Consider the following 13,574-nt stretch of genomic DNA (forward strand, 5'->3'; position numbering starts at 1 on the left):
TCTCCTTCTTCGCCAATACAAATAAAGCCATTCACAACTCAAATGATAATCGTTATCATTTGGAGGTGTCAACATGGAATAAATCTATAGGATTTTTATCCCCACTTGGGATGAAACCCTAGGTTTACATAAAAAAGCGTTGGTGGATTTTCCTCCTACCAACGCCTATGGTAATAATTTATTCATCAAATTTGTTCGTCCAACATCCCCGTAACCTCCATAATCTTCGAGGCTAACAAAAATGAAGGAGCTTCATAATCCACGCACTTGAGCTCAACCGCCGCTTCAGGCATTTCATTTACAATCGAAGTCTCTTGCGACTCTACAAGGGTAGATTGGGCGCCAGCTTGTTTGGCATTCAGCATGCCTCTTGCGCCATCGTTTCCCCTTCCCGTCATTAGAATCAAATGCTGCTTCAAGCTTTTCAGTCCAGAAATCGATTCGAACAATACATCAATGGATGTACGGTATCCGTTCAATGGAGCTTTCTTGTGAAGTTTGATTCTACATACTTGCCCTTGCTGAACTACAGTCATATGACAATTACCAGGTGCAATATATGCCGTTCCTCCAAGTACCAATTGATCATCTTTCGCCTCAACCACCCGTACACTTGAGAATCGATTCAATCGTTCTGCTAATACTTTCGTATACTTGGGTGGCATATGCTGAACGATTAATAAAGGATATGGGAAGTTTGCCGGGAGCGAGCTAATTACGATTTCAAGCGCCTTCGGACCACCAACTCCACATCCTATGGCTACGATTTGATCGAATTCATCCGTACATCCGTTCTTAGAATTGTCTTCTGCCTGTAGTCCTATCATCACTTTCGAAACAGTAATATTGTTAAGGATAAGGGTTCTCAAAGGAATTTGAGCAGCTTGTTTAATTTTGAATATTAGCTCGTCTTTTATTTGGGATAAATCAGGTCCATGGATTTGAGTGGGCTTGGATATAAAGTCCACTGCTCCGTTCTGTAGACCTGTGATGGTTGCTGTTATTCCATCCTTTGACCCCGAGCTTAGGATAAGGATAGGGGTTGGACGTTGTGACATAATACTAGAGAGCGCTACTAAACTATTCAATTCCGGCACTTCTATATCAATCGTCACGACATCAGGCCTGAGTTCTTGAACCATGCTAACCGCTTCGGATGCATTTCGAGCTGCTCCAATGACCTCGATAATTGAATCCTCCGCAATAAGGTTCGAGATCTGTTTACGCATCATTACTGAAGTAGCTACAACGAGCACCTTTAACTTTTGCACTACTTCTCCTCTCCTATCAATGATGATCCCCATGACACGGTTTATTTAACTTTAAAAATAGATACGAGTGCATTTAGTTCCTCCGCAAGCTGTGCTAATGCATTAGCCGTTGTTGCCGTTTCACTACTGCTTGCCGCCATTTCTTCCGTTGCTGCCGATATGCTCTCAATCGAGTACAACACCTCTGATGACTGCGCGGCCTGTTCCTCACTGGCAGCAGCGATTTCTGTTACTTTATGAGCGGTATCGTTCACCATAGAGAGAATATGATCAAAGGCTTCCCCATTTTTTTGTGAAAAAGCTACGCCTTCGGCTACCGCATTCACACTTTGGTGTGTATTTTTTTGCATTTCTTTAATTATGTCCGTGACTTGCTTAGTAGCCTCACTGCTCCGCTCTGCTAGCTTTCTTACTTCATTCGCTACAACGGCAAAACCTCGGCCCTGTTCACCTGCACGAGCCGCTTCTATAGCTGCGTTAAGAGCCAGCAAATTTGTCTGTTTTGCAATATCATCAATGACCGCAATGATCTCGCCAATTTTATCTGAGCCTTCTTCTAGTCTAGACATTTGGTTGTTAAGTAACGTCATCCCTTGAATGGAGTCAGTAACCACCGCACCTCCATCCTGAGCAATACGCATCGTATGATCTGACAGTTCTGAGGCTTGCTCTGCACTCTGAGCTACTGAATTAATCGCTTCAGACAATTCTCGGAACAACTCATTCATCGTTTGCGCTGCAGTGGCTTGACTCATACTTCCGCTAGCTACTTCCTCAGTACTTGCTGATATTTGCTGTGCTGCCGCCGAGACACTTTCCGCAGAGGATAAAATCCCCCCCACAGTATGCCTTAAGTTCAGAACCATTTCATTCACAGAATTCGCAAGTTTTCCGATCTCATCCTTAGAATTTAGATTCGAAGTTTCGCTTAAGTCTCCGTTGGCTACTTTACCTAGCAGGCGCATCACTTGATTAAGAGGCCGTGCTATAATTTGCGAGATTAGATAGCCAAAACCCACGCTGATTAAAAGTGCAATGATAGTAACACTAAAGGTAATCAACCGAGAGGATTGATATAATTCATTGGCGTTATCACTGGATTCCTGTGCCTGCTTCATATTGATGTCGATTAAACCTTGCAAGAAATCCGTCATCTCCGTAGTGGCCAGCTGTAAATCTCCTGTTAGTAAATAATTCGTATATTCTTCATTACTAATGATCTTCTTATCCAATTCAATTGCATGATCCACGCTGGTGGTATAGCGTTGCCAGATCTCAGGATAATCCTTCATTTTCTCTAATTCTTCTTCTCTCAATCTTGTCTTACTATATTTACTCATGATGTCTTCAATGCTTTGGACATTCTTATGTAATTTATCCCGATATTCTTTTTTCTTCACCTCGGTTTGGGCCATCGTATTTATATCCCGGATGTTTATTCTATTCGTTAAAAAAAGTTCATTCGCTTCACCGAGATAGGCAATCGGTGTTAAGCGATTTTTATACATATCCTCGATGGACTCATCCATCTTACTCAAATTACTTATTCCATAGAATCCTACAAAGCATAAAATGACTGATACCAACACAAATGCTGAGATTAGCTTCACTGCTGTTCTCAAATTATAAAACCATTTCATCCTTCTGCACCTCATTACGTTAGTCAATTTTTAGTAATTCTTAGGAACTATTTCATCATAAACGGTAAGCAGAATATGGTAACCGAAAAAAAATAGCGTGATCACGCAAAATTATTGCGCACCTCCGCAATGAAGCGCAAAACAAAAAATCCCGCCTCACTATCTAGTGATCGGGATTTCAATCTATAGGGTTGTTACTTATTTTCACAATGAATTAGTAAAATCTGATTCCTTCAATATTCCGAGCCGTTTAGCTTTTATAGCCGCTTCAATTCTAGATTTCACATTTAGCTTTTGGAACAAATTCGTTAAACTATATTCTAGTGACCGCTGACTCATAAGCACAATCTCCGCGATTTCCTTATTACTTTTTCCTTTTGCGATTTCCGTCAGCATTTCATGTTCCCTTTTGCTAATCATGGAGGTTGCTTGTTCATCATTGATTTCTAATCCTTTAGGCGGTACTTTTCTTAACTGCTTGACTAAGGTCCGCGGTAGAATGACTTCCCCTCTTAATGCACATCTTACCGCTGTAATCAACTGCTCTCTATTGGTTGTTTTTGAGATAAAACCAAAGATCCCCGATTCGATCATCAGGTTAAATTTGTTAGTAAATTCATATCCGGTGTAGATTAAGATAATCGCATCCGCGTTCATTGTTAATACTTGCTTCGCCAAATCAATCCCATTCACATCCGCGATATGAAGATCAAATAACATTACGTCAAAGGAATGACTACTCACCATTTCAAGCACTTCATTCGCTGAATTAGCTAGAGTAACCTTCATGTCTCCCTCTTGCTCTAATATCATTTTAGTCCCTTCCATCACAGATGGATGATCATCCACTAACAATATTTGAATCATGCCTATGACTACCCCTCTATCCAATTGTTATGCCGCATGATTAATCTACAGGTATAGATATATTGACCGCTAATCCCTTTTTATCTGGCGATCGGAATACTATTGACCCATCCATACTTCGAACCCTTTCCTTCATCCCATAAATCCCCATACTTGTAAGTGAATCCTCACCAAATAAATTCATTCCGATTCCGTTATCTTTATAATCCAAATGAATATGATTGTCTTCACTAGCTAAGGTGATGTAGACTTCTGTCGCAAAAGAGTGCTTTGCTGCATTAGCTAAAAGCTCTTGCACAATACGGTACAGACCTATAAGCACTTCATCATCTAACTTATGCGTGAACCCTTCAGACTCGAAATAAATCTGATAGTTGGTACGTAGCTGCGTAAATTCAAACAACGTCTCCAGCGAGGAGATAAGACCTTCATTGATTAATGCAGGAGGTCGGAGCTCGTTACAAATAATCCGCAGTTGATAAATAACATCAAGTAAACCTTCTGAGATCTGTTCTAGTTGTTCTCTAAGTTCCCTATTAATGGACCTTTCACCTAAAAGAAAATCCAGCTTACGATACCAGATAATCTGTTCTTGAAGCGCTGAGTCGTGTAAGTCCTGGGCAAGTCTTTTTCGCTCATTCTCGGACAAATTAAACATAAATCGGAGAAGCCATGTAGGAGCCACTTGCTTGGAAGCTGCTAGCTCAAGATCCTTCGTTAAATCTTCGATAAGCAAAAAATGATCAAAGAGAACACTGACATAACGGGTAATCGTCTCAAGCCACACTCGAATAGAGCCGATTTCTAGTAAAAGCGTCTTCTCGTTAATCGATAGCAAGTAGCTTTTTCCTCGGGACTCCCCGATCTTGAGTGAATACCCTTGCTCAGTCTCGATAATTTCACATAATTTATCATGGTTAGATTCAACTGCGATAAATTTTATATTTGATATCTGCAGAGTTTCTCTGACTTCTCTAAGTAACCGCTGCTCCATATGACTAATCTTCATCACACCAAAAAGATCTTGGGAGAACTGATCGAGACTCATTTGCAGGCGAAAATACCGTTCCTCACTCTCTCGAATAATCTGCTCTGTATGTTCTCTGTCCTCATCTGCTTTTTTTCGATCACTAATATCCCTAAATATAGAGATACATGCGACTTTTCCTTTGTACAAAATGGAGCTAGCTGTTACCTCTACATCGATAATCGTTCCATCTGAACGTACGACCTTTTGTTCAATAGGAGCTAAGATCTTATAGGGTTCTTTATAGATCTCTCGCATGCGTTCTTTCGACAGCCGCAGATACTCCGGGTGCGCCCAAATGAAAATATTTTTACCGATCAATTGACTCTCATCGCTAACTCCAAATAATCCAAGACAAGAGAAATTTACATAAACAAACTTATAATCGCTATGCAGAACAACCGCTTCAGGCGACATCTTGATCAGCTGCTGATTGAACTCCTCGCTTTCCCTTAATTCATTTTCCATCTGGACTCTCTTAGTAATGTCTCTTGCTACAATTACGATACTCATTACTTCTCCATCCTCACCTAGAACAGGAGTAGCAAGACATTCTAAATTTAAGATATAACCTTTTGTATGAATAAAACGATTGTAAAACATCTTGCTTGCTTTTGTCCGAAAAATATTTGATATCTGTTCACGCAAGCTTTCTTGCTCATCTGGATCGATATACTCTAGGATGGTAGTGTCCTTGATTAAACCTACAGGAATACCGATTAGGGTTTCGCAGGAAGGCGAGGCTACAATGAAATTACCTTTTTGATCCAAAACCCCCATCATATCCTTCATGTTATTAATAATAAGTCTATACTCTGCTTCACGCTGTGCTAACTTGTGTTCTACTTCTACTGCTGATGTTATATCTCTAGCAACTACAAAAGCCCCAACTATACGACTATTCACATAAACCGGGATATTTTTCATAGACCAATGGCTCACTGATCCATCCTTACGGGAAGAGGCCACAACATAGTGCTGAGCAGATCCCCGTACTGTTCTTCCGAAATAATCCAACATCCTCGGCATATTCTCTGCTCCAAATAGATTCATGATGGACAAATTCTCTCCGACCATACTTAAAGCTTCTCCAGTAATTTGCTGTGCCGTAGAATTGATTGCCAAAATATTACCTTGCAGATTCACCTCACATACGACGTCTGAGTTATAGTCAAATAAGGATTTATAGCGCTGTTCACTTTTGAGTAAAGCCTCCTTCATTAACTTTCTTTCAGTAATATCTGCCAAGATCCCATCAAGCCGAACTACCGCTTGGGATTCATCCAGACTGGGTATGATTCTGACCTGTAACCATCGAGGCTCACCACTTGCGTGGATGATTCGATATTCACTAAGTTGTGGAATCCCTTGACCAACTGATGATATGATCTCTTGAATCAAGGGGTTTTCTTCCTTATAAGCAATACGAAGCCAAAAATCATCCTCTTTTGCCTGCTCAACGGAATAACCGGTGATATTGAGAATGGCATCCGATATAAATAACACTTTCTTAGATACGTAATCGTAAGACCAAACCGCCACATCTAGATTAGAGAACATCTGTTGATACAAAGAAAATGTGCTTTCTAATTGAATTTGTGCCATTTTTTGTTCAGTAATGTCCAGCATAATTCCATCTATTCGGCAGACCTTGTTCTCCTTATTTAGGATAGGCGTGCCGATATTTTGAACCCACTTCAGTCCTTCAGTAGGTAGTTGCATCCGATACTCAAGACTACTGATATGACCAGCATTTAATCTTTCCATGTAGGCATCATATCGATCACGATCCACTACATTCACAAGTTCCCGTAAAAAACTAGGGCTGTGCTGTTTAGTCTTACTTGTGCAACCAACCCATTCCTCTAAAATTCCCGACATCGTCAGTAGATTTTCTTCCATATCCATAGACCATGTGATCACATTCTCGTCGCCGAGTGAATGCATATTGAGATCACCTCCACATAAAAAGCCCCCCCTTTTCGGGGCGGCTTTTTGTTCTAATTCGCTATTTTACAAGCGTCATTACATGAATAACTTTATCCTACTGAGCAATCTGCTCACGGATATTCTGCAATATTTTCTTCTCCAGCCGGGATACCTGCACTTGAGAGATCCCTAGACGACTGGCGACCTCCGACTGCGTTTGATCACGATAGTAGCGAAGATAGACAATCAGACGTTCACGTTCACTGAGGCCTCCGATAGCTTCATTTAATGCCAGCTTATCGAACCAACGCTCCTGTGATTCGTCAGCGATTTGATCAATCAGCGTGATCGGATCTCCATCATTCTCAAACACCGTCTCATGGATAGAGGTCGGTGGTTTATTGGCTTCTTGAGCGAATACCACTTCTTCCGGTGTAACTCCTAGCGCTTCCGCAACTTCACCAATCGTAGGCAGACGATCAAGCGTTTTAGACATTTCGTCCTTCATCTTACGAACTTTATTAGCCATTTCCTTAAGGGAACGACTGACCTTCAAGGTGCCATCGTCACGAAGGAAGCGCTGAATCTCACCGATAATCATCGGCACCGCATAAGTGGAGAACTTGACCTCATAGCTGAGGTCAAATTTATCAACGGACTTCAGGAGTCCAATGCAACCGATCTGGAACAAATCGTCAGGCTCATACCCGCGGTTCATAAACCGCTGTACTACCGACCAGACCAGTCGGATATTACAGCTTACAAGCGTGTCACGGGCAAGACTATCTCCGGCCTGACTGAGCGCGATAAGACGTTTGACCTCCGCATCGTCCAAATAGGTCGGCGGAGCTTTTTTTGACTCTGCATCCATGGCTCCAACCCCTAATTGTATAAAGCTTTTTTCGAGACGATGGTTTTCTTCATTGAGATAGAAGTACCGTGTCCCGGTTCACTAGTGACTTCAAATTCATCCATGAAATTCTCCATAATAGTAAAGCCCATGCCCGACCGCTCCAGCTCTGGCTTAGAGGTATACAGCGGCTGTTGGGCCAGCTCCAAATCCTCAATGCCCCGTCCTTGATCCTCAATGGTTAGATGTACCGTTTCGTTGTCCAGCGATGCCGAAATGGTCACAATACCTTCCGGATCACTATCATACCCATGAATAATACAGTTGGTGACCGCTTCCGACACGACTGTCTTCAGATCATTCAGCTCGTCCATCGTAGGATCAAGCCGGGAAACGAACGCCGCTACGACTACACGCGCGAACGATTCGTTCTCCGAGCGTGCAGCGAACTGCACGTTCATGAAGTTACCAGCCTTACTATTTGTCATAACGCAACCTCCAAATCCGAGAGTGCAGTACTCTCGTCGTCATATAGGGGCATGATTTTGAACAGGCCTGACATTTCCAGCAGCCTCTTCACAGGTGCCGTTGCATCACACACAACCATTTTTCCACCTTTACTGTGGATCAGTTTATACCTTCCCAGAATCACGCCTAGGCCTGAACTGTCCATAAACTGCAGATGCTTAAGACTAAGAACCAAATGCGATACCTGACCACGCATAATCGCTTCATCCATATCCATTCTTACAAAATCGGCTGCGTGATGATCCAACTCCCCTGATAAACGGACAATCAACACACCCCTGTGATGCTCCATCTCCACATGAGAATTCATGCTTGCCACTCTCCTCTTCGTTGCTTTGAAAACTGACCTTGAAAGACAGTACCTATTCCCTTCAAGGACAAGGTTTTCTACGCGGCAAATCAGGAATCCTGCCTCACGACAAAACTAGAAGAAAACCCCTATGAATCTACAGAGTACATGGGGGTAATCTACAAAAAAACTGTTTTTAATCTACGCCGAACATCGAGCCTGTTGTGCGCTTAAAGAGCTTCCACCAGCCTGCTTTCGGCACAGCTTCCCCTGCTTTTAATTCATACTCCTTAATCACTTGGGTTCCTTGGTAGACCACTAGCTTGCCCACAGATTGACCTTCAGCTACTGGAGCCTTCACGCTTTCCGGCAATACTAGTTCGTGGCGAATGCCTTCTTGAGTCACACCTTTTTTCAAAAGAACACTGTACGTCTCTTTGGCTGTTATCGGCAACTCAGATTTTACGCCCTTTTCAATCTTTAGGGTGCCGATGGCATCTCCTTCTTTGTGGATCGTGTGTACTTTATATTGCGAGAACAGGTAATCGAACATGCCTGACACTTCACTATTGCGTGTCTTTGTGTTCGGCTCGCCTAGCACAACAGCGACAGCACGTAAGCCATCTCTTGCTGCTGTAGCGGACAGACAGAATTTTGCCTCAGCAGTATAACCAGTCTTCAAACCATCAGCACCAGTGTAGAAACGCACTAGCTTGTTCGTGTTCACCAACCAGAACGGTTTGGTTGAATCCTTACGTAAGTAATCCTGATAGGAACCGGTATATTTGATAATTTGATCATGCTTCAAAAGCTCACGACTGATGACCGCAATATCGTAAGCTGAGGAATAGTGATTGGCGGCTGGAAGACCGTTGCAGTTGGCAAAATGGGTATCTTTTAGACCCAGTTCCTCTGCACGTTTATTCATCAGATCGACAAAAGCACTCTCTGAACCAGCTATTTTCTCCGCCATCGCCACAGAAGCATCATTACCAGAAGCCATAGCGATACCTTTAAGCATATCGTCTACCGACATTTCTTCACCAGGCTCCAGAAAAATCTGCGATCCGCCCATAGAAGCCGCATATTCACTTGTTCGCACCTTATCAGTCAGCTGCAGCCTTCCTTCATCCAGCGCTTCCACCGTTAGTAACATTGTCATAATCTTCGTAATGCTTGCGGGAGGCAGCTTATCATGGCTGTTCTTCTCATAAATAACGGTTCCGGTACCAGCGTCCATCAAAATAGCAGAACGCGCTCCCGGTGCGAGGTCTACAGCGGCAGCATTACTGCCAGAGTCCTTGGTTTTTTCTTCTGCATAAGCGCCTGACATAGGTCCTAGAACCGATACAGCGATACAGAGCACAAGCACAGCAAAACGCATTTTTCTCACAATGGTTCCCCTCCTGAACGTTAACCTTCATATCACAGGTACTGTGTTCCAGTTTCGTCAGAAAGGGTGAAAATTATTCCATTTTTAAGGAAATAACAACAATTATTTATCTCAAGAATTAAGGATGTCATCAATTAAAAAAAGCCCAGCAGCAGTTGCAGAGCATTTTTATTATAGGGGAGATTAAATAATATTTCAAATTTAAAGTATTTCCATTTTTTTAGCTCTCATTTTAGGACTTTTAAAGGTAAATCGTAGACTTTCACGAATGTTAACTAAGAACCTATACTGTCTTACAGAGGAGTGAATATACGAATGAACCCACTTGAAACTTATATTGAGACAGAAGCAAAACAGAACGATTTCTCAGGCGTAGTACTAGCAAAACAATATGATAAAGAAATCGCCAGCAGCTGTCACGGTTATGCCAATAAGTCGGATAAGCGCGAAAACAATATTCATACTCGGTTCGGGATCGCTTCCGGGTGTAAAATATTCACAGCAATTGCCGTCTGTCAACTGGTCGAAAGGGGATTGATTTCTTTCGAAAGCAGATTATCAGACTATCTGAAGAAGGTAGAGTTCCCTCTCTTTAGTTCTGAAATCACCATACATCAGTTACTTACGCATAGCTCTGGGATTCCTGATTATTTTGATGAAACAATCATGGATGACTTCGAAGAACTGTGGAAGACACAACCTATGTACACTTTACGGCAGCTGGAAGACTTTGTACCGATGTTTCGAAACCTCCCCATGATGTGGACCCCTGGTGAACGTTTCCACTACAACAATGCCGGATATATCGTGCTAGGTCTTCTGGTAGAGGAATTGAGTGGAATGTCCTTTTCCGATTATGTGGAGCTTCACATCTTTAAGCCTTGCGGAATGGAGCAATCCGGTTACTTTACGTTAGATGCCTTACCAGCCAACTGTGCACTAGGATACATAGAGGAAGAGAACGGTCGCTGGAGAAGCAATATCTATTCAATCCCGGTAAAAGGAGGCGCTGACGGTGGAGCTTTCGTAACCGCTCCCGACATGCAGTTATTCTGGAACGGGCTAATGAACCATACCCTTTTGAGCCCAGTACTCACTTCATTGTTGCTTACTCCCCACATACATGTGGATGGTGAAGGCTATTATGGTTATGGTGTATGGATCACCCTCCGAGAAGAAAAAGTGTTCAAATTTCACATTATGGGCTACGATCCCGGTGTTTCCTTCCGATCGGCTTTCTATCCGGCTAGTGGAGAGACTGTGGTCGTATTATGTAATACAAGCAGCGGGGCTTCTCAGATTTTCAATCTTATCGATAAGCATTTGTAGCTGCTCCGTCAAAAACGTAAAACAGCGAGCCTCCTATTAACGGAGGCTCGCTATTTTACTCTCTATTTCAGGTCTTTGTCATGAAAATAATTACATTTCCTTGGCTAGTACCGTGTTACTCCATCCTTCGTAACAAGCGCGAATACCAGTGGCAATGGTGGAACCGATTCAGAAGTAATACGGTAAGCTTCCAGCACCTTGCCCTCAGCTTCCTCTACTTTCTTATCACTGGCATCATTGATATGCAATACTGCAAGTGTATCCCCAATCTCTACAGCATCTCCAACTTTTTTAGAGAGTTGAATACCTACAGCCAAATCTATTACAGATTCCTTGGTTTCACGTCCTGCACCAAGCAGCATAGCAGCAATGCCGATTTCTTCTGCTTGAATCCCCTCAATGTAACCCTTAGTCTTCGCTTTCACTTCAATGAATCGTTTAGCAGCAGGGAGTTTCTCCGGATCATCGATTTGCGAAACATCTCCGCCTTGCGCACTCACGATCTGTTTGAATTTCTCCAGCGCTGTGCCATCTTCAATATGTGTCATCAGAATCGAACGAGCCTCCGCTTCATCCTTGGCTTTACCGCCAAGAACAAGCATCTGACTGCCCAGAATAAGGCAGACTTCCTGCAAATCTTTAGGACCGTGACCCTTCAAGGTCTCGATTCCTTCCTTAATTTCCAGCGCATTTCCGATCCCATAACCCAGTGGCTGATCCATATCACTGATGATCGCAACGGTATTACGACCCAAATGGGTGCCGATATCCACCATAGCCTGGGCAAGCGCAATAGAATCATCAAGCGTCTTCATAAAAGCACCGCTGCCGGTTTTGACATCCAGTACAATGGCGTCTGCACCCGCTGCAATCTTCTTACTCATCACTGAGCTTGCAATAAGAGGGATGGATTCAACAGTTGCCGTTACATCCCGAAGGGCATACAGCTTTTTGTCAGCGGGTGTAATGTTGCCCGACTGGCCGATCACGGCAGCTCCGATCTCCCCTACTTGATCAAAGAAACGCTCGCGATCCATCTCTATAGAAAAGCCAGTGATCGACTCCAGCTTATCAAGTGTACCTCCTGTATGCCCAAGTCCGCGGCCGGACATCTTCGCTACCGGTACTCCAGCAGAGGCTACCAACGGTGCAAGCACCACGGTGGTTTTATCTCCCACTCCACCTGTGGAGTGCTTATCAACCTTAATGCCTGCGATTGGGCTCAGATCCACTTGATCACCGGACATCGCCATTTCCATCGTTAGATCGCCGGTCTCCCGTGCGTTCATGCCTTGAAAATAAACCGCCATGGCCCAAGCGGCAAGTTGATAATCAGGAACTTCACCTTTACTATAGCCTTGAATTAGAAAGGATATTTCCTCACGGCTCAGCTCTCCACCGTCTCTTTTTTTCTGAATAATGTCGACAGCTCTCATTTTACACCTGCATTTCACGGACATTTGCGCGAGCAAATCCGATATATTTTGGTTTAGTTACATTAACTACCTGTTCATGCGTCAATGGCTTAAATTTAATCACTTGTGTCATAAAGATGACCTCCCAGTAATTCAAAATGCAGTGCCCGAAATTACATTTTCGGAATAAAGCCTAAGACCAGTTTCAAGAAACGTTCACGCACACGTTCTGCAGTTTCCATCACCTCTTCATGATTGAGAGGTTGATCCAGGATTCCCGCGGCCATGTTAGTAATACAGGAGATGCCCAATACCTCGATACATGCATGACGAGCAACAATGGTCTCCGATACAGTAGACATGCCCACAGCATCGGCACCTAGCGTACGAAGCATTACGATTTCAGCAGGCGTTTCGTAGCAAGGTCCCAATAGACCTGCATATACGCCTTCTTTGAACTCGAAATTCTGCTGAGCTGCCGTTTCCTTCGCTACCTGGATCAGGCGGCGACTGTAGGCGGTCGACATATCCGGGAAGCGCACACCAAGTGCAGGATCATTAGGTCCTATTAAAGGATTCCTTCCAGTCATATTAAGATGATCCGTAAGAAGCATAAGATCACCCGGCGTGAAATCAGTGTTCACTCCACCAGCTGCATTCGTTACTAGTAAACTGGCTATACCAAGCTCTTTCATAATTCGTACAGGGAATGCCGTTACCTCCGGTCCATAACCCTCATACATATGAAAGCGGCCCTTCATCATCACGACTCGGCGGCCTTCGATCATACCAATTAATAGCTCGCCCTCATGTCCTTCTACAGTAGAAACAGGAAAGTGAGGAATCTCATCATATGGAATGCTTACTCCATCAGTAATAAGGTCTGCAAGCACACCGAGGCCTGAACCAAGGATCAATCCAATTTCCGGAGCCACCGGACATTTGTCTTTTATATAAATGGCTGCTTCTTGAATTTCTTTTTGAGTTAATGCGCTCATGGATGATCCTCCTTCATTGATGTTGTGGAGCAACCCAC

The 13,574-nt window shown here is 43.3% G+C and carries 11 protein-coding genes; 1 reads left to right on the forward strand and 10 read right to left on the reverse strand.

The features are described from left to right. Positions 1-185: 185 nt before the first annotated feature. The 8 genes from cheB to ACFWMP_RS18085 all read right to left on the reverse strand — a co-directional run bounded on the left by cheB (position 186) and on the right by ACFWMP_RS18085 (position 9,734). Entirely contained in the window at positions 186-1,271 is a 1,086-nt protein-coding gene (gene cheB, locus ACFWMP_RS18050) for a chemotaxis-specific protein-glutamate methyltransferase CheB (protein ID WP_379424393.1), read from the reverse strand. A 41-nt stretch (positions 1,272-1,312) separates the two neighbouring features. After that, positions 1,313-2,911, reverse strand: coding sequence for a HAMP domain-containing methyl-accepting chemotaxis protein (locus ACFWMP_RS18055; protein ID WP_379424394.1), 1,599 nt, complete (start codon positions 2,909-2,911; stop codon positions 1,313-1,315). A 204-nt stretch (positions 2,912-3,115) separates the two neighbouring features. Further along, positions 3,116-3,778 (reverse strand): response regulator transcription factor, encoded by a 663-nt coding sequence (locus ACFWMP_RS18060; protein WP_339242807.1) that lies wholly within the window; start codon positions 3,776-3,778, stop codon positions 3,116-3,118. Between the two features lie 40 nt (positions 3,779-3,818). After that, positions 3,819-6,752: a sensor histidine kinase gene (locus ACFWMP_RS18065; RefSeq protein ID WP_379424395.1), complete on the reverse strand. Its 2,934-nt coding sequence runs from the start codon at positions 6,750-6,752 to the stop codon at positions 3,819-3,821. Positions 6,753-6,849: 97 nt separating this feature from the next. Further along, positions 6,850-7,605: an RNA polymerase sporulation sigma factor SigF gene (sigF, locus tag ACFWMP_RS18070; protein ID WP_042129724.1), complete on the reverse strand. Its 756-nt coding sequence runs from the start codon at positions 7,603-7,605 to the stop codon at positions 6,850-6,852. Between the two features lie 11 nt (positions 7,606-7,616). Continuing rightward, a complete protein-coding gene (gene spoIIAB / locus ACFWMP_RS18075) occupies positions 7,617-8,072 on the reverse strand; it encodes an anti-sigma F factor (RefSeq protein ID WP_042129726.1) in 456 nt (151 codons plus the stop codon). Beyond that, positions 8,069-8,422 carry an anti-sigma F factor antagonist gene (gene spoIIAA, locus ACFWMP_RS18080; protein ID WP_042129729.1) on the reverse strand — a complete coding sequence of 118 codons (354 nt, stop codon included), beginning with the start codon at positions 8,420-8,422 and terminating at the stop codon, positions 8,069-8,071. The genes spoIIAB and spoIIAA overlap by 4 nt, the downstream gene beginning before the upstream one ends. A 175-nt stretch (positions 8,423-8,597) precedes the next feature. Then, positions 8,598-9,734, reverse strand: coding sequence for a D-alanyl-D-alanine carboxypeptidase family protein (locus tag ACFWMP_RS18085; protein ID WP_231573502.1), 1,137 nt, complete (start codon positions 9,732-9,734; stop codon positions 8,598-8,600). 375 nt (positions 9,735-10,109) lie between these two features. Here ACFWMP_RS18085 and ACFWMP_RS18090 point away from each other — a divergent pair, with 375 nt between their 5' ends. Continuing rightward, positions 10,110-11,123, forward strand: a complete 1,014-nt coding sequence (locus ACFWMP_RS18090; RefSeq protein WP_379424396.1) for a serine hydrolase domain-containing protein — start codon at positions 10,110-10,112, stop codon at positions 11,121-11,123. Positions 11,124-11,227: 104 nt separating this feature from the next. Here ACFWMP_RS18090 and ACFWMP_RS18095 read toward each other — a convergent pair whose 3' ends face one another. Further along, positions 11,228-12,559, reverse strand: coding sequence for a pyrimidine-nucleoside phosphorylase (locus tag ACFWMP_RS18095; RefSeq protein ID WP_341124494.1), 1,332 nt, complete (start codon positions 12,557-12,559; stop codon positions 11,228-11,230). A gap of 152 nt (positions 12,560-12,711) precedes the next feature. Further along, positions 12,712-13,536 carry a purine-nucleoside phosphorylase gene (locus ACFWMP_RS18100; RefSeq protein ID WP_379424397.1) on the reverse strand — a complete coding sequence of 275 codons (825 nt, stop codon included), beginning with the start codon at positions 13,534-13,536 and terminating at the stop codon, positions 12,712-12,714. Positions 13,537-13,574: the final 38 nt, after the last annotated feature.

This window comes from Paenibacillus sp. NPDC058367, assembly GCF_042723305.1.
Taxonomy (GTDB): domain Bacteria; phylum Bacillota; class Bacilli; order Paenibacillales; family Paenibacillaceae; genus Paenibacillus_AQ.

Bases quoted from the DNA above. Each gene is read 5' to 3' on its own strand.
- ACFWMP_RS18095 (WP_341124494.1), bottom strand. From the start codon at position 12,559: ATGAGAGCTGTCGACATTATTCAGAAAAAAAGAGACGGTGGAGAGCTG.
- ACFWMP_RS18100 (WP_379424397.1), bottom strand. From the start codon at position 13,536: ATGAGCGCATTAACTCAAAAAGAAATTCAAGAAGCAGCCATTTATATA.
- ACFWMP_RS18065 (WP_379424395.1), bottom strand. From the start codon at position 6,752: ATGCATTCACTCGGCGACGAGAATGTGATCACATGGTCTATGGATATG.
- spoIIAA (WP_042129729.1), bottom strand. From the start codon at position 8,422: ATGAATTCTCATGTGGAGATGGAGCATCACAGGGGTGTGTTGATTGTC.
- sigF (WP_042129724.1), bottom strand. From the start codon at position 7,605: ATGGATGCAGAGTCAAAAAAAGCTCCGCCGACCTATTTGGACGATGCG.
- ACFWMP_RS18060 (WP_339242807.1), bottom strand. From the start codon at position 3,778: ATGATTCAAATATTGTTAGTGGATGATCATCCATCTGTGATGGAAGGG.
- ACFWMP_RS18055 (WP_379424394.1), bottom strand. From the start codon at position 2,911: ATGAAATGGTTTTATAATTTGAGAACAGCAGTGAAGCTAATCTCAGCA.
- ACFWMP_RS18090 (WP_379424396.1), top strand. From the start codon at position 10,110: ATGAACCCACTTGAAACTTATATTGAGACAGAAGCAAAACAGAACGAT.
- spoIIAB (WP_042129726.1), bottom strand. From the start codon at position 8,072: ATGACAAATAGTAAGGCTGGTAACTTCATGAACGTGCAGTTCGCTGCA.
- ACFWMP_RS18085 (WP_231573502.1), bottom strand. From the start codon at position 9,734: ATGTCAGGCGCTTATGCAGAAGAAAAAACCAAGGACTCTGGCAGTAAT.